At 67.5% G+C, this 19,785-nt stretch carries 17 protein-coding genes and 7 pseudogenes; 10 read left to right on the forward strand and 14 right to left on the reverse strand.

Annotation, left to right across the window (positions count from 1 at the left end; all coding sequences use genetic code 11):
• Window positions 1-528: 528 nt before the first annotated feature.
• Window positions 529-1,452, forward strand: coding sequence for a class I SAM-dependent methyltransferase (locus tag OG698_RS45175; RefSeq protein WP_406110050.1), 924 nt, complete (start codon window positions 529-531; stop codon window positions 1,450-1,452).
• A gap of 929 nt (window positions 1,453-2,381) precedes the next feature.
• Here the strand turns inward: OG698_RS45175 and OG698_RS45180 are convergent.
• The 6 genes and pseudogenes from OG698_RS45180 to OG698_RS45205 form a co-directional block, all read right to left on the reverse strand.
• Window positions 2,382-2,546 (reverse strand): annotated as a pseudogene (locus tag OG698_RS45180) (Ku protein); the annotation flags it as partial.
• A 15-nt stretch (window positions 2,547-2,561) separates the two neighbouring features.
• Complete coding sequence (locus tag OG698_RS45185) at window positions 2,562-2,717, reverse strand: DUF6131 family protein (protein ID WP_406111643.1); 156 nt, start codon at window positions 2,715-2,717, stop codon at window positions 2,562-2,564.
• 68 nt (window positions 2,718-2,785) lie between these two features.
• Entirely contained in the window at window positions 2,786-3,268 is a 483-nt protein-coding gene (locus tag OG698_RS45190; protein WP_406110052.1) for a hypothetical protein, read from the reverse strand.
• Window positions 3,269-3,321: 53 nt separating this feature from the next.
• Entirely contained in the window at window positions 3,322-3,882 is a 561-nt protein-coding gene (locus OG698_RS45195) for a hypothetical protein (protein WP_406110054.1), read from the reverse strand.
• Between the two features lie 108 nt (window positions 3,883-3,990).
• Window positions 3,991-4,227, reverse strand: a complete 237-nt coding sequence (locus OG698_RS45200) for a hypothetical protein (protein ID WP_406111784.1) — start codon at window positions 4,225-4,227, stop codon at window positions 3,991-3,993.
• Between the two features lie 51 nt (window positions 4,228-4,278).
• A pseudogene (locus OG698_RS45205) lies at window positions 4,279-4,883 on the reverse strand (transposase family protein); the annotation flags it as partial.
• Window positions 4,884-5,064: 181 nt separating this feature from the next.
• On the opposite strand from OG698_RS45205, the gene OG698_RS45210 reads away from it, so the two are divergent.
• Window positions 5,065-5,460, forward strand: coding sequence for a VOC family protein (locus OG698_RS45210; protein WP_406110056.1), 396 nt, complete (start codon window positions 5,065-5,067; stop codon window positions 5,458-5,460).
• A gap of 765 nt (window positions 5,461-6,225) precedes the next feature.
• On the opposite strand, the gene OG698_RS45215 is transcribed toward OG698_RS45210, so the two are convergent.
• The 4 genes and pseudogenes from OG698_RS45215 to OG698_RS45230 form a co-directional block, all read right to left on the reverse strand.
• Complete coding sequence (locus OG698_RS45215; protein WP_406100911.1) at window positions 6,226-7,320, reverse strand: IS110 family transposase; 1,095 nt, start codon at window positions 7,318-7,320, stop codon at window positions 6,226-6,228.
• A gap of 240 nt (window positions 7,321-7,560) precedes the next feature.
• Window positions 7,561-7,981, reverse strand: a pseudogene (locus tag OG698_RS45220) (IS5 family transposase); the annotation flags it as partial.
• Between the two features lie 6 nt (window positions 7,982-7,987).
• Window positions 7,988-8,380 (reverse strand): annotated as a pseudogene (locus OG698_RS45225) (IS5 family transposase); the annotation flags it as partial.
• A 574-nt stretch (window positions 8,381-8,954) separates the two neighbouring features.
• Window positions 8,955-9,518, reverse strand: coding sequence for a GNAT family N-acetyltransferase (locus OG698_RS45230; RefSeq protein ID WP_406110058.1), 564 nt, complete (start codon window positions 9,516-9,518; stop codon window positions 8,955-8,957).
• Window positions 9,519-9,753: 235 nt separating this feature from the next.
• Between OG698_RS45230 and OG698_RS45235 the strand changes: the two genes are divergently transcribed.
• Together OG698_RS45235 and OG698_RS45240 are read left to right on the forward strand one after the other, a co-directional pair.
• Window positions 9,754-9,945, forward strand: coding sequence for a hypothetical protein (locus OG698_RS45235; protein ID WP_406110060.1), 192 nt, complete (start codon window positions 9,754-9,756; stop codon window positions 9,943-9,945).
• 809 nt (window positions 9,946-10,754) lie between these two features.
• On the forward strand, window positions 10,755-11,729 hold the full coding sequence (locus tag OG698_RS45240; protein WP_406110062.1) for an alpha/beta fold hydrolase: 975 nt from the start codon (window positions 10,755-10,757) through the stop codon (window positions 11,727-11,729).
• Window positions 11,730-11,747: 18 nt separating this feature from the next.
• On the opposite strand, the pseudogene OG698_RS45245 reads toward OG698_RS45240, so the two are convergent.
• Window positions 11,748-11,967, reverse strand: a pseudogene (locus OG698_RS45245) (ATP-binding protein); the annotation flags it as partial.
• A 137-nt stretch (window positions 11,968-12,104) separates the two neighbouring features.
• On the opposite strand from OG698_RS45245, the gene OG698_RS45250 reads away from it, so the two are divergent.
• The 5 genes and pseudogenes from OG698_RS45250 to OG698_RS45270 all read left to right on the forward strand — a co-directional run.
• On the forward strand, window positions 12,105-12,284 hold the full coding sequence (locus tag OG698_RS45250; protein WP_406110064.1) for a membrane dipeptidase: 180 nt from the start codon (window positions 12,105-12,107) through the stop codon (window positions 12,282-12,284).
• Between the two features lie 552 nt (window positions 12,285-12,836).
• Window positions 12,837-13,484 carry an isochorismatase family cysteine hydrolase gene (locus OG698_RS45255; protein WP_406110066.1) on the forward strand — a complete coding sequence of 216 codons (648 nt, stop codon included), beginning with the start codon at window positions 12,837-12,839 and terminating at the stop codon, window positions 13,482-13,484.
• A gap of 268 nt (window positions 13,485-13,752) precedes the next feature.
• Window positions 13,753-14,511 carry an SDR family oxidoreductase gene (locus OG698_RS45260; protein ID WP_406110068.1) on the forward strand — a complete coding sequence of 253 codons (759 nt, stop codon included), beginning with the start codon at window positions 13,753-13,755 and terminating at the stop codon, window positions 14,509-14,511.
• 333 nt (window positions 14,512-14,844) lie between these two features.
• Window positions 14,845-15,462 carry a VOC family protein gene (locus OG698_RS45265; RefSeq protein WP_406110070.1) on the forward strand — a complete coding sequence of 206 codons (618 nt, stop codon included), beginning with the start codon at window positions 14,845-14,847 and terminating at the stop codon, window positions 15,460-15,462.
• Window positions 15,463-15,558: 96 nt separating this feature from the next.
• Window positions 15,559-15,741 (forward strand): annotated as a pseudogene (locus OG698_RS45270) (IS5/IS1182 family transposase); the annotation flags it as partial.
• A gap of 144 nt (window positions 15,742-15,885) precedes the next feature.
• Here the strand turns inward: OG698_RS45270 and OG698_RS45275 are convergent.
• Window positions 15,886-15,993, reverse strand: a pseudogene (locus tag OG698_RS45275) (transposase); the annotation flags it as partial.
• Window positions 15,994-16,389: 396 nt separating this feature from the next.
• Here OG698_RS45275 and OG698_RS45280 point away from each other — a divergent pair.
• A complete protein-coding gene (locus OG698_RS45280; protein WP_406111645.1) occupies window positions 16,390-17,307 on the forward strand; it encodes an NADP-dependent oxidoreductase in 918 nt (305 codons plus the stop codon).
• A 327-nt stretch (window positions 17,308-17,634) separates the two neighbouring features.
• Here the strand turns inward: OG698_RS45280 and OG698_RS45285 are convergent, their stop codons facing one another.
• Entirely contained in the window at window positions 17,635-18,309 is a 675-nt protein-coding gene (locus OG698_RS45285) for an ABC transporter ATP-binding protein (protein WP_406110072.1), read from the reverse strand.
• Window position 18,310: 1 nt separating this feature from the next.
• Window positions 18,311-19,750 carry an ABC transporter permease gene (locus tag OG698_RS45290; protein ID WP_406110074.1) on the reverse strand — a complete coding sequence of 480 codons (1,440 nt, stop codon included), beginning with the start codon at window positions 19,748-19,750 and terminating at the stop codon, window positions 18,311-18,313.
• Window positions 19,751-19,785 lie beyond the last annotated feature (35 nt).

Consider the following 19,785-nt stretch of genomic DNA (forward strand, 5'->3'; position numbering starts at 1 on the left):
AGCGAGGGAGGCAGCAGATGTCGGTCGTGACGCCGCTCCATGCAGATGGACCTCCACTCGTCATGAGCCACTGGCACCCGATCGCCTGGATCGAGGCGCTTGCCCAGTTCCGCCACAGTCGGGCGATAGCGCGCATCCACGGAGTGAGCGGCAGGTGCGGTGACCAGTTGCTGGACAACGTGCCCGCCAATAGTGAGGACCGTGGCGGGGCCCGGGCGGTCAGAACGGCGAATCAGGCGTTGTTCGCCCGGCTCTGGCCCCCCATGCGGCCCCTTGGCAGTGCGTCTGGGCTGCTGCGGACGCTGAAGAGGCGCGGCTGGACGATTGTCCTCGCTTTCTTGGGCTCGGCGAGGGACCTTGCGGTGATGTGCGGAGTCATGGATGCGGATGACAAGCTCGACACCGGTACCAGCGCGGAGGGTGTGGACAGCGGCAGGCCCGCCCCTGATCGCAGGCCTGTTGCTCTGAAGAAGGCGGGCGTGGGGTCGGCCCGAGCGCTGTTCGCCGGCGGCGACAGCCTCACAGGGCGTGCAGGCCGCGACCCGGGCCAAGGTGCCGTTTGTCGCGGTGCCGTCCCGCGGACTCGAGGAGCGGGCCCTGCGCGCGGCCGGCGCCTGGAAGGCCACGTCGGTGTTGCCGAACTCCTCGCCGGTCTCAACGGTGGTGCGCTCGCGGACCCTGCCCGCTACGCGCCCGGATTCGTTTGGCCGCAGTGCCGTGAGTGACATGTCCGGCGCCGACTACACGGTCTCTGTCGAGTTCTACGATCTGCTCCAAGCCGAAACCGACCGCCGTTCGGCAGAACGGCGCTTCGCCGAGGCGGCCCGCCACGCCCGGCACGGGATCCTTGATGTCGGCGCGGGTACCGGGATCGTCACCGAGACCCTGCTGACCGCCTCCGCCGCGCCGATCCACGCTGTCGAGCCGGCGGCCCCGATGCGCGCGGCCCTGCTCTCCCGCCTGGCTGGTCTGGGCGCTGACCAGCGTGCCCGCGTCACCCTTCACCCTGAGTCCATCGAGAGAGCGGGACTCGAGGAGGTTGCAGACCTGGCCGTCGCCTCCAATGTCATCGCCTGCCTCGACCCCGCCACCCGACGCGCCACCTGGCAGGCCGTCAGCTGTGCGCTCCTGCCCGGCGGGCTACTGCTCTTCGACCCTCCGCCCACCGAACTGCCGACCGGGCGCGAGAAGGTGGGACGGCTCGGGCCGGTCCGGGTAGGCCCGGATCTCTACGGCGCGGACATCACCCGAGAACCCGATGCGGGGATCGTGCGGATGGTCTTCACCTATCACGTCGAACGAGACGGACGGGTATTGCGCCAGCAGCGGGAGACATTCGAGCTGTGGCCGGCAAGCGCTTCGCAGATCGGCGCAGAACTCGAGGCACAGGGCTTGCAAGTCGTGCACGCCCCCACAGCCGATCTTCTGGCCGCGCGCCGTCCCGCACGTTGAGGACGACGTGTGCGCCGGCGCCGGCGCACACGGGCCTGTTGCGAAAGTTGATTCTCTTCATTGATGGGCATGGCTCGTGCGATGTGATGCCGCCTCTGTTACAGGCGAGAGCGGTTCCTGGGGAAGCCGTGCGCCTTGTCGGCGCGCACGCGGTTCGCCTTGCATCGCCGTCCCCGGTACGCCCGGGCGTACCGGATTGCGTCTGGCACGGTCTCGGGGCTGCGCTCGGCCCGCGAGCGACTCCTCGGCGGTCTCCGCCTTCGGCGCCAAACTGAATCGATGGCATAGAAACGGGCACCGCCCCGATTCCCCAGCCACGGGGCGGGATCCACAGAGCCCGGTTGGCTGGGCACCCATTGTGGCGGCGGCCGCTGACAGGGTGGTCCACGGATCCCATGACCCCAAAATACTGCGCGACCCGGCCAGGATGAGCCGATGGCCCACAGACCCGAAATGCGTGTGAGGAGACCGGTGAGAGTCAGTCCGGGGAGCGTGAACAGGACGCCGACGAGCGGGAGTTCACATCCCGTCCGTGCAGTTCGTCATCCGTAGGGACGCGGCAGTTCGTCATCCGTAGGGACGCGCTGGACGTGCTCACATGCGAGGGGCCGTCGCCGGCTTCGTCTGCGGAGAGTGAGCAGCGCTGCTGTGCAGCAGTCGCAGCTGCTCTCGGGCTGGGGGAGTACTTCGGTGCGGTGGAAGCCGAAGAATCCCTGCTGCACACCGCGTTGCGGGGAACGTACTTGCCGCTGTTGGAAGGAACCCAGGATCTGTTGAGGGAGCTGGCCGGCCGGGGGACCTGGCTGAAGGCGCTGCGCCGTGCCGTCGACCCGGACGACTTGATTAACGGGGGCGGCGAGCGCGGACGACGTGGCCCAGGACAAGCCAGCCCGATCCGGTTCACCGGGCGCTGGAGCTGGCGGAGACCGACGCCTGGCCAACTCGCAGACTTTGCGGTGGCGGATCCGGCCGCCGTCCTCGATGCGGATCTGGCGGAAGCTGATGCTGTGGCTTTCGGTGGCTGCCTCGAGCTTGCAGGGCACCGTGACCAGGCCGAAAGAGATCGCTCCGCTCCAGATCGGACGACCGGGCATCAGTGCCTCCAGGGCCTACCAGTAATGTCGCCGACCTCCGACCGCGTGTCCCAGGGAGCCGAGAAGGAAGAAAATGGCTCCGATCGCGACGAGGATGATGCCGATCGTCCACAAGATCGCGATGTTCGCGACGAAGCCGATGATGAGCAAGATAACGCCTAGGACGATCATGGTCACGCCCCTTGGCCGCTTCCGATTCCTCTTCAGGCTGGTCCCGCCCAGTCGGGCTCCGCAGCCGTTCAGGCAGTGAGCAGACGGTTGAAGAACGACCGATAGTGGCGCAGGGCCATGCGCAGGTCTTCGGTGTCCGCCCGCTCGCCCCGGCTCCACTGCTCTTCGAGCTCCTGTTTGCGCTCGGCGAACGTCGTGGCCAGGGTCTGCATGACCTCCGCGACCAACGCGTCAGCGGAATGCACGGCGTCACGCGGATCGTCCACGAACTTGCTCTGGACCTCTTGCCAGCGTGAGCGGAAGCCTTCCTCGTCCTCCGCACTGAGGAGCTGGGTGGCTTCCTCCTCGGCCGGTACGTCCGTTTCCGTCTTCTCGCCCTCGGTCTCGGAACGTTCGGCCGACGGAACGGGGGTGCTCTCGCCGGGGAAGGTTGGGGCCTCGTTCCGCGCTTCTACGGCTTCGTCCTGTGATCGGTCGGTACGGTCCGGGGTCTGGGCGAGGTCCTCCGTTGACAGTCCGCTCGATCGGTCAGATTTGCCGTCGCTCTGCATGTCTCCTCCGTCCCTGGCCGCGTGGTGGCCGCATCTCACGAGAGTGAGGTTGTTCAGGTACGGGCGTGGCGGGCTTGGCCGCCGCCGTTGGAGAGCAACTCGTCGAACAGGGCGCGGTAGTGCACCATGGCGCCCCGTAGCTGCTCGGTGGTCGCCCTGTGCTCAGTGCTTTGTGCGTCGACTTCATGGGCTGCCCGGTAGTGCTCCAACGTGCGCCCGTGTTCGACCGAGAGATCATTGAGCTGTTGCTCGAAGTTCTCGGTGGGATAGCCGCGCTCACGCATCAGGGAAGTAACCAGATGGTCCGCATCATGCACCGCGCCCTCGGGCCGGTCCACGAACTCTTGCTGGACATTGGTCCAGTCCCGGCTGTATCGGTCTCGGGCGCCACTGTCCAAGGGCTTGATGTCCAGCGAGTCGTGGTGTTTCTCGCGCGCCCTGAGCTCGCCTTCGCCGGCCCTGCGACTGTCGGCACCCTCGATCGTTCGCTCGTACTCCGGACCGAAACGCTCGCGCAGACGGCGACGGCGCACAAGCAGAAAGCCTGCCACTGCGATCAGCGCAAGCACCACCACGACGGGGATGATGATCGCCAGAAGTGTCCCGGTCGACATGGGGATGAACCTCCCTCTATGCGCTAATTACGCCCATTTTAGCTTTGCCTCCTAATATGAGCGATACATGCAATGCCGTCCGTAACACCTCCCGCCAGATGTGTTGTGTCAGGCGGGGCTCAGGCAGCGTCGCGAGGTCGCGAACAGGGCGAACGTTGCCTGATCCGGCACCAGGCGCGGGATCAGGTGCAGGATCAGAGCCGGCGCACGCGCGGCAGCGGTGACGTCCAGTGCCCGTTGCAGCCGGCAGGGCGCCCCAGGCAGCGTGAAGGTGACGTCGTCGCCCACGTGGCCGGGCTGCAGGCGGAACAGAGGGGTCACCCAGCGCGCGGGCTCGGTGTCCACGGGCCTGCGCAAGGCAGCCCGGGCGACGCCGACAGTCAGGGCCGTCGAGAGGAAGCCGTCGCCGGCGTTTTCGTAGCCGAGGTCGGTCAGGGTGGGGACATCCAGGGTGGTGGCGGGTCGGTTCAGGGCGGTGACCAGGCCGTGGGTGCGAGCGCAGGAGGTGTCGTGCTCGCGGCCGGGACGGACTGGGGAAGCCCAAATCGGCCAGCCGTCGGGGGCGGAGACGACCTGGATGTCCCGCCGTGGTGCTGTGCTTGCCGGACCACCACAGGTCGGCGCCACAGGGGCCGGCGACGCGGTCGGTGCGGATGACGGTGCCGTTGAGGTTGGGGTTGGGGTTGAGGTGTGTAACCGGCCGCCGTGCCGCGTTCCAGGGCGGTGGACAGATCGGGGGCGTGGTCGGCCAGCACGTTCAGCCCTTTGCATAGGTAGCGGTAAGCCGCGGGCAGGGAGATGTGGTTGTCGCGGGCGAGCTGGGCCAGCCGGGTCTCGCCCAGGAACCAGCGCAGGACCAACACACCCTGCTTGAAGGGGCCGAGCGCACGGGTGGCCTTGCGGGTGCCGAGCCGTTCACGGTGTTCGTCCAGCAGCTTCGCGAGGGTCTCGGTGGTGGCCCTGCCGATATCGAGGACGCCGGTGTAGTTGATGCCGGTCAACGCGTGCAGCCTCTCGGTGTCTGGAACCTGTTCTTCGCAGACCTGTTCCTCACAGGAGCTTGACATGTATCTGATGTCGGGTCATGCCCGACTGATGTCCCTGGTCAAGAAGATCCCGGATCTGTCGGACGGGCGACACGAGCCAATACTCTGAGTCCCGTCCGCACTATCTGGGAGAGCCATGACAAGTAGGTTCACTGAGTTGGCCGTCGACTGCCATGATCCGGAGAGGCTCGCGTCCTTCTGGTGCGAGGTCCTGGACTTCAAGGTGATCGACCGGAGCGAGGGCAAGGTCGAGATCGGCTCCTGGGTGCCGTCCGTTGAGGATGTTCGGGCCCGCCAGATGCCGCCCACCCTTCTGTTCATCCAGGTGCCCGAGGGCAAAGCCGTGAAGAACCGGCTTCACCTTGACGTCAGCCCGATCGACGGCAGCACCGAGGACGAGGTGACCAGATTGCTCGGCCTCGGCGCCACCAGGACGGATGTGGGCCAAGGCTCGGACCGGAACTGGGTGGTCATGGCAGACCCCGAGGGCAACGAGTTCGACGTCCTACGCACCCTGGCTCCGCCGAACTAGGGGGTGTCCGGCGGATCATCGTTGGCTGCCCTGGCGGGTGTTGCCTTGTCGGGCTGCCATGGAAAGGATCGGGTAGTTGCTGTGCTACTTGATCGGGGGCCATTGTGAGTCTGACCGGACAGATACTTCCGCTCGTGGGCGTCGCCCTGGGGGCTGTCACGTCGTTCCTGGTAAGCAGCTTGAACGAGCGGACGAGGTGGCGCAGGCAACAGGCTGTGCGGTGGGACGAGCACCGTCTGACGGCCTATGCCGAGTTCGCCCACGCCGTCAAAGAGCTAGCGGCTCGCTATCAGATGATCGCTGCCGCCCGCGGTTTGGTGTCAGGGCCAATGCCGTTGGAGCCCACGTCCGAAGTGCTGGCGGAGCTGGGCGAGTTGGAGTCTCGCCGTTCTGCACTGTCGGAGACACTCGGGCTACTTGGTGACACAGAGGCAAACACCGCGTCCAAGACACTGGACCACTGTTTGTGGCGGTTGGAGTGCTTGGCTCGGGGCATCGCCACAGAGGTCGAACAGAACTGGGATCAGGCGTATCTGGAGTTTCGGGATGCGCGGAGCCGCTACGTTGAACACGCCCGGGCCAGCCTCGGTGTGTCAGGAGCCGTTGCCCGAGACGTTGCCTGGCCAGCTGCATGGCGTCCTGCGGCCCGGTCATCATCTTCACGATGATGCGTAGAGAACGGATCAGGAACGGAGCCAGAGTCGGATTGCGGCGACGGTGACGGTGCCGTGGAAGACGTAGGCGCGCTTGATGCCCCTATGGATGTCAATCGGCAGGGGCTGGTGCCAGGGATTGCCTCCTGGAGGGGAGGAGGGCTTGGTAGATCTCGCGGGCCACGTAGCGTTTCAGGCATCGGATGGCTTCGCGTCGTGTCTTACCCTCGGTGACGCGTCGTTCCACGTAAGAACGCGTGCGCGTGTCCCAGCGCAGGCGGGCGATGACGATGGTGTAGAGCGCTGAATTGGCCTGGCGGTCACCGCCGCGGTTGAGCCTGCGGCGCTGGGTCTTTCCAGACGATGCTTCCACAGGGCTGACGCCGCAGAGGGCGGCAAAGGATGCCTCGCTGGCCAGGCGGTCGGGGTTGTCGCCGGCTGCTGTCAGCAAGGCCGCGGCCGTGTCCGGACCGACGCCGTAGAGACCCAGGAGCTTGGGTGCGCAGGCATCGATCGCGGTGCGGATCCGGGCCGTGAGGTCGTTGATCTCCTCGGTGAGATGCAGGATCCGCTTGGCCAGGAGCCGGAGCGTATGGCGGGATGCCGCCTGCGGCCCCGTGCCGGGCGCGGGCCGCAGCTGCGAACACCGGCGGATGAGTTTGGGGTTGCTCAGCCCAGCCAGGGACTCCCGCAGAGCCGGCTCTGCCGCCACGAGTACGGCCTTGAGCTGGTTGATGGCCATGGACCGGGACTTGACCGCGGAGGCCTTGGCCATCTTGAACAGCCGGATCGTCTCCACCGGTCCGTCGGTCGTCTTGGCGGTGGCCGTGGCCCGGCCGGAGAGGACCGCCCGGGCGGCGGCTGCCGCATCGATGGAGTCGGACTTGCCGTGCCGACGTCGGGCGGCCTTGTCGGGTTGGTTGACCTCGGTAACCGTGACGCCTTCATGGTGCAGATAACGGGTCAGGGCGGCTCCGTAGGAGCCGGTGCACTCCACCCCGGCCCGCTGTAACTGCCCGAAAGCACGGGCCCAGGAGAGGAGTTGGCGATAGCCCTCCCGGGTCGTGGGGAAGCCTCGCGTGTCCAGCAGAAGACCGGTGCTGGTGATGACCGCAGCCACGTGGACGTCTTTGTGCGTGTCGACTCCGAGCAGGACGTGTTCGTGCTGATCAGCCGTGTCGTGACGTGGATGGCTTTGCTGAGTCATGCTGGGCATGGTCGCCTGTCTCCTGATCGCCTCGGGAACATCGGTGGCCGACGCCGGAACGGTGTGGCGGTCAGGACTGTGATGGTGCCTGTCGCGAAGGCCCCTATCGGGACACGCCCACCGTTTCGGTGGCAGCACGCACCGCCTCAGACGGCGGTCGGCAGATCAAGCTCAAGGCACCAGGGCCAGTCGTATCGCGGGCCAGACCACCGCCCGAGGCGGCACCCCCACATCCTCACAGTCGTATCTCGTAGCCACGGCCCGGAAGTTCTTGAGCCGGTTGATCGTCCGCTCAACTTCGTTCCTGCGCTTATAGATCGTCTTGTCGAAGCCCATGGGTCGGCCTCCTCGGCTGCCGCGGCGCTGGCGGTTGGCCCGTTGGTCCTTCGGCTCCGGGATGGTGTGCTTGATCTGGCGTCTGCGCAGGTAGCGGCGGTTTTGGCGGGAGCTGTACGCCTTATCGCCGCCCAGGTGGTCGGGGCGCGTGCGCGGATGACCATCGTCGGGCCGCTTGACCCGGATGCGTTTGAGGACGGGTATCAGCTGCGGACTGTCGCCCCACTGGCCGGGAGTGATCAACAGGGCCAGCGGGCGGAGGCCGCCTCCTTCCCCCCGCAAGGTGGATCTTGCAGGTCAGACCGCCCCGGGAACGACCGAGTCCTTCGTCGGGGCGGTGTTGCCGAGGCGTTGTTCTTCTTTTCGAGATCCGTGGCGTGCTGCGCGGCGCCCCGGCGGCGTACTGATGAGCCTGGCACGAGGTGGAGTCCACACTCACCATGTTCCAGCCGACCCACCCCCGGGCGTCGGCATCAGCCTGGATAAAATGGGGGATCCTGCCCCAAGTGCCGTCCGCTGACCAACGGCGGTGGTGCTCATACACGGTCTTCCAGTTCCCGAACCGCTCCGGCAGGTCCCGCCACGGGACGCCTGTGCGGATCCGGAACAGGATCCCGTTGATCACCTTCCGGTGATTGCTCCAATGCCCGCCCCGGTGCCCGGACTTCGGCAGATGCGGCGCAAGTCGCGCCCACTCGTCGTTTGTCAGATCGCCCCGCCCCACGACCAGAACAATGATCCCAACGCGGGGCGGTCACATGATCCGCCGGACAGACCCTAGGCCGCGAGCGGGCACCCACACCCCGTCACACACCGCAAGCGTCACGTTGCCGAGAAGACCTCTGTCCTCGTCGCCATTCCATATGGAGGGCAGCAGTTCCCGGAAGCGCACATGTTGAGGGAAGTCCGGGCCCACAGTTACGACACGCATCGCGTCCTGTACCAGGGCGCGTGCTTTCTCACGCGGCGAGATGAGCAACTCGCACGCGGACGTGCTCTGATGGCCTGCTTGTCCGTGCTTGGTTGCGAGGGACGTGACCCTTGATGATCAAGGTTCTCGAAGCTGTTGATCACGAACAGAGGGTCGCGTTCGCGAGCCATCGTCCCTGATCGACGTTCTCCAGCGCCGCCGTGAGGACGCCGACCTGCTGCACGAGTCTGCAGAGATGTCCGAACTTGCCGCGCTGTGCGAGGTGTTGGACCGGCTTGCCGATCCACGACGGGTGGGTGCGAGGCCGCCGCTACCGGCTGGGGTCACTGCTCGCCCTGTGGATGCAGAACGGCCGTTCGCACAGTGGCTACTGCTGCTCCCACTGTTCCTTGGTGATCTCGTACCGCACGCCCCCGTGCTCGGAGCCCTCGATCATGTCCATGTCGGGGGGAGTGGGGATGGTGTCCGCGAGCGTCATTTCGAGCTTCTCCATGATGTTGCGCGAGCCGTGGTTCACGGCCATCGTCTCAGCCCAGACCATGCGCACACCGAGTGCTGTGAACGCCTTGCCCAGCAAAGCCCGCGAGCCTTCGGTGGCATAGCCGTTACCCCAAGCCGCCTGCCGCAGCCGGTAGCCGAGTTCGACCTCGTCCAGCGGGCCCTGCGGCTCGGGACGCAGGCAGAACCAGCCGATGAACGCGCCGCCGTCCTTCTCGTGCGCGGCGAACAGTCCAAGATCGCCGCGCCACTTCTCGTAGCCGGCGACGATGTTTGGCAGGTGGCGCTCGCGGACAATCTCCGGGGCGGTCGGATTGCCCCCGGTCAGATAGCGCATCACCGCAGCGTCACTGTCCAACTCGATCAGCAAGTCCGCGTCGTCGGCAGTGAAGCGGCGCAGGGTCAGGCGCTCGGTCTCCAGATAGGTGTCCACAGAGTTGATCATGCCCAAAGCAGGGCGGGCAGTTCAACGGCTTTACTCGGATACTGTCGGCGAAACCCCGAGATGCTGCCGCGGAATCCGCGCGGAAGTCGGCACCGCAGCGGGGCGCTTGCGGACCTCGGCCGTGGTGGGCGCTTGACCGTCTTGCCAGCCTTCGGGCCCGGTCTTCGTCCCGCTCCTCGCCGAACCCGTGCGGGACCACCGGCCGGTTGAGGCCCTGCACCACGTGCGAGATGTCACCCTCCGCGAGGACGCCTCCCGCGTCCGCATCGGCACCGCCCCTCGCGCCATGGTCACCCTGCGCAATCTGAACCTCGGGCTCATCCGCCAGTCTGGCTGGACGAACATCGCCGCCACAACAGGCCACTACCGGTCACGCCCCGACCACGCCACCGCACTTCCCGATCTCGCAGTCTGAGAACGCATCAGCCCTGAGCCCAGCCCCTGTTGGCACCGCACCGCACCGCATCGACGACCAGGCGAGGCCGACCGACAGACACCAGGTACGCAATAGGGCGCTGGGGCAGGGGAGTTCAGCCGGGTCGCGGTGTGCACCCCGACCGCCCGCCATTGCCGACGTCGTACGTCCACGGCCAGCACCCCACCGACGGCCACGCCCACGACACAGTCACCTCACCGCCTACATGCCCTCCGGCGACCGACCACGACCAAGCCGTAGGACGGCTCCGGAGAACCCGGCCGCCCGCCTGAACGCGGGAGCGCGGCGATTTGGGGTCGGAGAGCCTGACGGCGGGAAGGGGAAGCAGCGGTCGTGCCGGCCGGCACGACGGGGGAGCGGCGGGCGTCTTCCGGCTGCCTCCGGCCCGGAGCCCGGATTGCACCTCTCCCAGCGCGCGTCCTGCTGCGCAGGAACGACGCGCCGACGCTTTTCGTCGGCGGGCCAGGAGCCGCGGGGGTGACCGGCGGGGAACCGCTTCAGAACGGTGCGGGAGGGCGAGCCGACGGTTTGCTCCTCGAGCCGAACGGAAGTTCGCGCAGTGGCACGCTTTCCACGACCGAAAGCCAGTCGAACCAGTGCTTTGCGCACGGCGCTGCACGGTCATGGGACTGCGCACAGGGGCACAACATAGGTTCCGAACACCCTTTGCCTCCGACATTCACCCCCATGGCCCACTTCTGTCACCCGGTTGGAGTGCGTGGCTGCGCCTGCCGGTGCGGATGGGTGAACTCTCAGATGCCGTAGGACTCACGGAAAGCGAGAACAACATGGCAGCGTTTCCGGTCCCCGGTTCACGGCGCCGAATACGTCGCGCACACGTCATGGCGGCCGGGTGCGCCGTGGCCCTGTGCACGGGCGTGGCGGCCCCTGTCGCCGCGGACGATGGCACGACCACGGCCAAGCCCACCATCGTGCTGGTGCACGGGGCGTTCGCGGACGCCTCCAGCTGGAACGGGGTCGTCGAACGGCTCCAGCGCCGTGGCTACACCGTCATCGCTCCCGCCAACCCGCTGCGCGGGCTGTACAGCGACTCCGCCTACATCGCCTCCGTGCTGGACAGCATCAAGGGCCCGATCGTGCTGGCGGGTCACTCATACGGCGGCGCGTTGATCAGCACGGCCGCCGCGGGCAACCCCCAGGTGAAGTCCCTGGTGTACGTGTCGGCGCTGATGCCCGACGTGGGCGAGAGCGGAATGACCCTGGGGGCCAAGTTCCCCAGCGAACTCGGCACCGCCACGAAGTCCGTCCCCTACCGGGCCGGTGGCGTCAGCGGGACAGACCTGTACCTCAAGCCCGACAGGATCCATCCGGTCTTCGCCGCCGACCTGCCGGAAAGCACCACGAGGGTCATGGCGGTCACCCAACGGCCCGCGGCAACGACTGCGTTCTCGGAGACGGCCAAGGTGGCCGCCTGGAAGGACATCCCGTCGTGGTTCCTCGTCGCGAAGCAGGACAAGACCATCAACCCTGACCAGGAACGCTTCGAGGCGAAACGCGCCGGTTCACACATGGTGGAGATCGACTCCTCCCACGTGGCCATGATCTCCCACCCCGACGCGGTCACCGACCTCGTCCTCCAAGCCGCCACGGCGGCCGATTCCGCCCGGCCTGCTCTGGCCGCCACCGGAACCACTCACGACGCCCGGGCCGAGACCGCACTCACCGGCATCGCCGCCGCCTCGTTGACCGCCGGCGCAGGAGCCGTCCTCCTGGGTCGGCGCCTGAGGCGCTCCCGGCCCTGACATTGCTCCGGGACGGCGTCATCCTGCGGTGGCGTCCCGGGCTGCGGCCCGGGCCTGGGCGATGGCGAGACGGCAGGGTTCGGTGCCGGTCTGGATCAGGCTGCCGCCGAAGGTGAGCCGATCGACTATGGCCGCGCAGAGCCGAGGATCGGTGAAAATCCTGGTCCAGCCGCTGAAACTCTCGTTTCGAGGCGATAGCGACGCTGTTCTTCTTCTCACGCTCCGTCAGAACCTGGAACCGTCCTGCCCGCAGGAGGCGAAGATGCCTCTCCGCGCCTGGCGCGCGGGGCCGGACGGCGTCGATGAGGTCCGCCGCCTGTCAGGTCGGCGGACGCCCGGGGTCGGGGTCGTCAGTTGGTGTCGCGGGCATAGTCGATGGTGCGGCACATCGATTACGCCGTCGACCTCGTCGGCCCGGAGCACGTCGGAATCTCGAGCGACTACCCGTTCGACCACGAGGACTTCAACGCGATGGTCACCCAGAACCCGAAGTTGTTCCCGACTGCTGCACGGGCTGGGGGCCGATCCATTTCATGCCCCCGGAAGGGCTGTTGACGGTCGAAGACGCGCTTCTTGCATGGCGGAGACGAGAGCGAGGTCGACTGCGGCGCCAGCGCCGTGAGGAGCGATCTTCGGTGGCGATACGTACCGGCTCGTAGCGTCGCGAACCTGTGGAGGCGACCAGCCCGGGTTGCCGGTCTGCAGTTCGTCGGCGTGGCGCTCGAAGTAGTTGCGCTGGAGGGCAGGCGGGCGGTCCCCCTCGATGAACAGCAGACGGATGCCATCCGGGAGCAGCCTCTGAGCGTTGAGGAGACGAGTCAGGACCCCTTCTCGCAGAGGTGCGAAGGCCCCTGAATGATCGACCTTGCGAGAGCCGATGCGAAGCGCACCGCTGGACGATCACGCGGGAACGGCTTCCGTCCAACGATCGGTCCAGCTCACCTGGCCGGGTACCACCCGGCGCGGATGCCGTTCGGCCGGACGAGTGACAGACTGAAGCTCGAGTTGGCGGTCTGCGCCAGAGGACGTGGGGCCTGTCCTGGCCGTCCACTCCGTCTTGCATCCCAGCAGCGATCGATTCGTTCGCTGACCAGATGGGAAGTGTTCATGACTTCCGAAGCGCCGTACCCCCCGGACCAAACCGCTCTTCTGATCGTCGACCCGTACAACGATTTCCTTTCCGAAGGCGGCAAGCTCTGGCCCCGAGCAAAGGAAGTGGCGGAAGGCGTCGGCCTGCTCGACCACATGCGCACCATGCTCGCCACGGCCCGCAGCCAGGGCTTTCGCGTCTTCATCGTGCCCCACCACCAGACGACGCCGAACGACTACATCACGTGGGACCACCTGTCCTCGACCCAACAGCGCATCCTGACCCAGCAGACCTTTGCCGAGGGCAGCTGGGGGGCCGAGTGGCACCCCGACTTCCGCCCCCGCGAGGACGAGCTCGTCATGCGCCAGCACTGGGCCTCGAGCGGCTTCGCGAACACAGACCTCGACTTCATGCTCAAGCAGCACCACATCCGGAAGATCCTGCTGATCGGTATGCGGGCCAACACCTGTGTGGACACCACCGCACGCTTCGGTCAGGAGCTGGGCTACCACGTGACCCTCGTCCGCGACGCCATCGCCTCCTTCAGCTGGGAGGAGATGGCAGCGACATTCGAGCTCAACGCGCCTCTGTACGCCCACGCCATCCTCACAACAGATGAGTTCGTCGATATCGTGAACGTCGGGGCCGGCAAGGGCTCCCCGTAATGCCAAATCCCCGGCATCCGGGTTCGGTCGGCCGGGCGCCGGGCCGGCCCGCCTCGGCGGCTGGCCTGCGAATCCTGCGCATCCCCGGCGCGCAGGAGCACGGCACGAACCTCTTGACCGCGAGGCGCGGGGCCGCCGTTGGAGTGGAGGGATGAGCGCCGGGGGCGGGAGCACAACGGGAGAACGAGCGCCCGGACGAAGTGGAGGCGATCATACGGGGCGAGCGGAGGGACGTACGGAAACCTTGTTCTGAGGGTGGTGACCCCCTGTGAATGGGACCGATGGAGGAGCCGGGGGAGCGCGCGGAGGGCTGGCCGGGCAGACGGTCGTGGTGGTGGGAGGCAGCGCGGGCATCGGTCTGGAGACCGCGCGACAGGTGCGTGCGGCCGACGGCGAGCTGGTGCTCGTGGCGCGCGACGCCGAACGCCTCGAGCGGGCGGCGGACGAACTGAACCCGCTGAGCACGGCCGCATTCGACGCCCAGGACACCGACCGCCTGGAGCGCTTTCTCGGAGAGCTGCCCGGGCAGGTCGACCATGTGATGGTCACGGCAGGCAGCCCGTCGTACACCCCCATCGCCGAACTCGACCTGGCCGAGGCCGGGCATGACTTCGGCGGGCGTATCGCGATGATGCTGGCGGCGGCGCGGGCGAGCCGGGAGAAGGTCAGGGCCGGGGGAACGCTGCTGTTCATCGGCGGCACCGGTGGCCGGCGGCCCGCGGCCGGGATGGCCGTGATGGGCGCCCTCACCGCGGCGCTGCCGGCGCTGACCGCCAACCTGGCACTGGAGGTCGCTCCTGTCCGGGTCAACCTCATCGCGGCCGGGTTCGTGGACACACCGCTGTCGGCCTCCCTCCTCGGTGACCAACTCGAGGCGCGGCGCGAGGAGTTGAGGAAGACGCTACCCATTGGCCGGGTGGTCGGACCGGCGGATGTCGCCGCCCTCGCACTGCACATCATGGCCAACGGCGCCCTCACTGGTGCCACGTACGACATCGACGGCGGCCAGCAGCTCGTCGCACACTGACCGCCCACTGCCACTGCCACTGCCACTGCCCTCGGCCCAGGCCGCAGTCGGCCGTCGAGCGCGCGCTCCCACAGGCAGCACCGCCTCGTCCGGCGCCTTTCGTGATCCACCGCCGGCGAAGTGGGAGAGCGTCCACATGCGGCCTCATCAAACGCGTGTCTACGCTGGAACACGACACAGCCCGTTCGACAGGGCGTCAGGGCGCTGCCGGGCCGGGCGTGAGACGAAGCGCTCGCAACGCGTTTCGAGTGCCGCGGGATGCGTCCTCCATGCCCGGCGCCACCGCGGATCCGGTCGTCGCCGGCATCCCCTCCGAGACGGGAGGCGCAAGCCATGGACATGAAACTCGAGGTCGTCGTGGTGCCGGTGTCCGACGTCGACCGGGCCAAGGACTTCTACACGGCACTGGGCTGGAGGCTCGACGCGGACATCGCCCCTGACGGGGACTTCCGGGTGGTGCAGGTGACCCCTCCGGGTTCCCCGGCGTCGGTCATCTTCGGCAGATCGGTCACCGATCAGGCCCCCGGCTCGGCTCGAGGCTTGCACCTGGTCGTCGACGACATCGAGGCCGCCCATGACGAGCTGATACGACGCGGCGCCGACCCGAGCGAGGTGTTTCACGACGCAGGCGGCCTCTTCCACCACGCCGGCGCTGACGCCCGGGTGCCCGGTCCTGATCCACAACGCGGCAGTTATGGCTCCTTCCTGTCGTTCAGTGACCCGGACGGCAACGGCTGGCTCCTGCAGGAGGTCACCACACGGCTTCCGGGACGGCTGGATCCCGCCACCACGTCGTTCGCCTCGGCCGAGGACCTGGCGGGCGCCCTGCGGCGGGCCGCGGCGGCGCACGGTGACCACGAGGCGCGCATCGGTGCGGAGGACCCGGACTGGCCGGACTGGTACGCGCGGTACCTGGTGAGCGAGCAGGCCGGGACGGAACCCCCCTCGTGAGCGGTCGGAAGCGCGGTCCACGGCCGTAACAGGACACGGCAAGGTCAATCCGGTCGATCGCTGACCGCCGTCCGAAGTCTCCTCCGCCGCCAAGTCCGCAGGCAGGAAGGCCGGGAGGAGGAACCGACCGCGTGTGTCATCGACTCCCGGAGCATCAGGACCTCCACCAACGTGCCTGCCTTTGAGCAGGGCATCGACGCCGGCAAGAAGATCGTCGGACGCAAGCGCAGCATCGTCATCGACACCGTCGGACTCCTCCGCGGAGTCCTCGTCACAGGTCGAGTGTCCTCTCACCCTCACGGTGAGGTCGAGATTCCCGCGAAGCCGACGCCCACACGGCAACACAAACCGATGCCATGCAGGGCATTGCCCTTCCCTCACCCCTACAGCGCTCTCGTCCTCAGGAACTTTGTGTGGTGCCGGAGCCAGGCCGGCGAAGGCCGCGAACCGGTCCGGGCCGGCGAACGAAGACAGATCGCTACCGATCGCAGCGAGGAACTCGACACCCGGCAGCGGGCCAATGCCGGGCATGCCGACAACGACCTCGGCCCGCTCATGAGCCGGTATCTGGCCACGAACACCCGGTCACCCTCGGCGACCTACTCATTCAGACATCTACAAGGCGTTCGGACTGACTCCCGTTATCGCGCAGCGGATACGTCGGCGGCCATGGAGAATTCCCCGCGCATGGCCACCAGCATCGTGACGCTCCGTCGACATCGCGCGAGCTCGGATTGCACGGTGCAGGTCAGGCCACAGGTGCCTTGTCGGCGAGGTCGACGGCGGCGCGGACGTTGTCCCTGTCGGCGGCGGCCGGGGAATACCGCTCTGTTGCTGAGCCGTTGGGTGCGATGGCACGGTCGATGTGTAGCCTCCCGGCGCGTGGCCGTCCAAGCCTTGTACGACCGAGGAGAGGGTGATCACGCGATGAAGGCGGTGCGGTTCCACGAGTACGGCGGGATCGATGTGCTGCGGGTGGAGGAGGTGGAACGTCCGGTGCCCGGCCCCGGGCAGGTGCTGGTCGAGGTCCGCGCGGCCGGGATCCAGCCGGGCGAGGCGCATATCCGCACGGGCGCGCTGCACGAACGCTGGCCGGCGACGTTCCCCTCCGGGCAGGGCAGCGATCTGGCCGGCGTCGTGGTGGAGATCGGTCCGCACGTGCGCGGCTTCGCCGTGGGCGATGAGGTGTTGGGCTTCACCCATCGCAGGGCGAGCCATGCGGAGTTCGTCGTGGTCGACGACGTGAACGTGGTCTCCCGTCCCAAGGGGCTGTCCTGGGACGTGGCAGGGTCGTTGTACGTGGCCGGCACGACCGCATACGCCACAGTGTTCGCGGTGGACCCCGAACCTGCCGGCACGGTCGTCGTGTCCGGCGCGGCGGGCGGCGTCGGGTCTCTTGCCGTGCAGCTCGCGCGGCGGCGTGGCGCCACGGTGATCGGCCTGGCGAGCGAGCGGAACCACGCCTGGCTGAGGGATCGTGGAGTTGTCCCGGTCGCGTACGGGGAGGGCGTGGCGGACCGGATCCGGCAGGCTTCCGGCGGGAACGTCGACGCGTTCATCGACACGTTCGGCGACGGCTACGTGGAACTGGCAGTGGAGTTGGGCGTGCGGCCCGAACGGATCAACACGATCAGCAATTGGCAGGCCGCGGCCAAGGTCGGAGCAGGGACCTACGGAGAAGGTGCGGCGGCGTGCGCGGTCGTGCTCGGTGAACTGGCCCGGCTTGCTGCGCGGGGGGAGCTGAAAGTGCCGATCGCCCACACCTACCCGCTCGAGCGGGTGCGCGACGCGTTCCGCGAGCTGGAACGGCAGCACACCCACGGCAAGATCGTTCTCCGGCCGTAGCCTCGGCTGCCCGAGGCAGCCGTCGGACAAGCGCCCCGCACCACCGACGCAGTGCGCCCGCGGCCGGCCAGACGACTCCCGTCAAGTGGCCGCCGGCGGGCAATCACGACTGGCCAAAGGCCGCAGACTCACACGCGACTCCACCCCGAACTGGCGCGACTGGTGCGACACCTGAACCACGAACCAAACAACCCAACCAGGATAGATCGCTCTTTCAGCGGCCGGAGTTCACACCAGACTGGTGTTGCCGATAGATACGGCGTGGGAGGGCTCAAGCCCCCTGGTGGTCAGGGAACCCGAGTCCTCCCACATGCCGCCTGCGCCGGATCAGATCGCCATGAGTCTGCCGCGCTTCAGTCGGACCACTTCGTCCGAGGCGTCGGCGACCTCACGGGAGTGGGTCACCAGGATCACGCACTTTCCGTCGTCGTGCGCCAGCTTGCGGAACACCTCAATGATTCCGTCGGCGGTGTCCTGATCGAGGCTGCCGGTGGGTTCGTCGGCGAAGAGGATGTCGACCTCGCAGGCCAGGGCGCGGGCGATGGCGACGCGCTGCTGCTGGCCGCCGGAGAGCTCCAGCGTGCGGCGGTGCTGGTCGTCCTCGTCCACGCCCAGCAGGCCCAGGAGTTCGACGGCGCGCTGCTTCTTGTTGCCGCCCTTCACCCCGGTGATCTCCATGGCGCAGGTGATGTTCTGCACTGCTGTCATGTAGGTGAGCAGATTCAGCGACTGGAAGACCGTCGCCACGTGGCGGTTGCGGTACCGCCCGAGGCCGATCTCGGCGACGTCTTGGCCGCGGAAGCGGACGCTGCCCTGGGTGGGCGAGTCGAGTCCACTGGCCAGGGAGAGGAGGGTGGTCTTGCCGCTGCCGGAGGGGCCGATGACGGAGTACATCCGGCCTTCGTCGAAGGAGTAGTTGACGTCCTTGAGCACGGTGCGGCGGCTGTTGCCGGACTGGTAGGCGCGGCTGACGCCGTTCAGCTGGAGGATCGGGGTGGTCACGTCAGTCGCCCTTCGTGAGGATGTCGCGCGGGTTGAGGCGCAGGATGCGCGTGCCGGGGACGATGGTGGCCAGGGCGGCGATGCCCAGGCCGGTGGCGCCGACCGCACCGATGTCGCCCGCGCCGAGTTTGATGTCCATGGAGTCGATGGGCTTGCTCTGCGGGGTATCCTGCTTCTTGAGCCCGTTGGGGTCGGACGGGTCCTTCTGGGGGCCCTGGTCGGCGGCTGAGTCCTCGGCGGAGGAGACCTGGCTGGAGAGCAGCTGGTCGCCGATGCCCTGGGCGATGAACCGGCTGCCTGCCGCGGCGAAGCCGGTCGCCAGGAGTGCGCAGGCGACCACCTCCACCAAGTGCTGACCGAGCAGCTTGGGCTTCTTCTCACCCAGCGAGAGCAGAATGCCCAGCTCCTTGCGGCGTTCACGCATGTTGGAGGCGATGATCAGGGCGAGGATGACGGTGCCCGCGACCGCGACCAGCCAGACCGTAAGGGAGGCGAAGTCCGCCGTCTTGTTGATCGGGCCGACCAGAGCCTCGTACTGCTTGTCGTTGACGCTGATCGGGAAGATCTTGAGGTCGGCGCCGGCCGCCTTCGCGTCGTCCTTCAGCTTGCCCAGGTCGTCCGGGTTGCGCAGGGTGAATGTGGCTTCGCGGAGGGCCGCTCCGCCTGCGGCAGGTTCCTTGCCCTGCAGGCGGGTCGCACCTTCCGGGGTGACGTAGATCTGGTTCGAAGGGTCGGCCACCGCCGGTACGTACGAGCCCGTGTCGGCGGTGTCGTTCTTGTAGATGCCGCCGACGGTGAACTCGACCTCCTTGGTGCTCATCCCGCCCTTCTCGGGATCGATCTCACCTACCCTGAGCTCGATCTTGTCGCCGACCTTGAGACGGTTGTCCTTGGCCACCCGCTCCTCGATGACGATCACGTCGCTGTTGCTGTCCCGCTTGAGCCCGGAACCGGAGACGATCTTCGAGTCGCCGTTGTGGAACTCCTTGACCGAATCCAGGTCCCGAACACCGGACGCCTTGAACAGGTCCGTGCCGGTGGTGTCCTGCCCGGCCGGCGCGGGAACCGGCTGATGGAGCTTCAGCCGGCGGGTGGGGGCCGCCCCACTGTCCACGGTGTAGTTGCACTGCGCCACGACCGGCGACTTGCAGATCTTGTCCACGAGCTTGCTGTGCAGATCGCCCTTCGAGCCGACAGTGCCGGGCTGGGCACCATTACCGGCCGACCCCCCGCCCGAGTCGATCAGCGCGTCCACGTCCAGCTGCATCGTCGCCACAACGCCCACGCTGCCCTTGGCCGAGTCGGCGGCGCGAGCCGCGGCGGACCGGATCAGGAACCCGGACAGGACCAGGGTGCATATGACGAAGAACAGTCCTACGAGCATTACCGTTTTGCCCAGATGGCCTCGCAGTCGCCACCAGGCTCTCTTGAAAAGGTTCACGAAAACCACGCTAGTAGGGCCGGGTTTTGAGGGGT

The sequence above is a fragment of the Streptomyces sp. NBC_01003 genome, assembly GCF_045162695.1.
Classification (GTDB): Bacteria; Actinomycetota; Actinomycetes; order Streptomycetales; family Streptomycetaceae; genus Streptomyces.

Bases quoted from the DNA above. Each gene is read 5' to 3' on its own strand.
- OG698_RS45185 (WP_406111643.1), bottom strand. From the start codon at position 2,717: ATGATCGTCCTAGGCGTTATCTTGCTCATCATCGGCTTCGTCGCGAAC.
- OG698_RS45190 (WP_406110052.1), bottom strand. From the start codon at position 3,268: ATGCAGAGCGACGGCAAATCTGACCGATCGAGCGGACTGTCAACGGAG.
- OG698_RS45195 (WP_406110054.1), bottom strand. From the start codon at position 3,882: ATGTCGACCGGGACACTTCTGGCGATCATCATCCCCGTCGTGGTGGTG.
- OG698_RS45210 (WP_406110056.1), top strand. From the start codon at position 5,065: ATGACAAGTAGGTTCACTGAGTTGGCCGTCGACTGCCATGATCCGGAG.
- OG698_RS45215 (WP_406100911.1), bottom strand. From the start codon at position 7,320: ATGACTCAGCAAAGCCATCCACGTCACGACACGGCTGATCAGCACGAA.
- OG698_RS45240 (WP_406110062.1), top strand. From the start codon at position 10,755: ATGGCAGCGTTTCCGGTCCCCGGTTCACGGCGCCGAATACGTCGCGCA.
- OG698_RS45250 (WP_406110064.1), top strand. From the start codon at position 12,105: ATGGTGCGGCACATCGATTACGCCGTCGACCTCGTCGGCCCGGAGCAC.
- OG698_RS45255 (WP_406110066.1), top strand. From the start codon at position 12,837: ATGACTTCCGAAGCGCCGTACCCCCCGGACCAAACCGCTCTTCTGATC.
- OG698_RS45265 (WP_406110070.1), top strand. From the start codon at position 14,845: ATGGACATGAAACTCGAGGTCGTCGTGGTGCCGGTGTCCGACGTCGAC.
- OG698_RS45280 (WP_406111645.1), top strand. From the start codon at position 16,390: ATGAAGGCGGTGCGGTTCCACGAGTACGGCGGGATCGATGTGCTGCGG.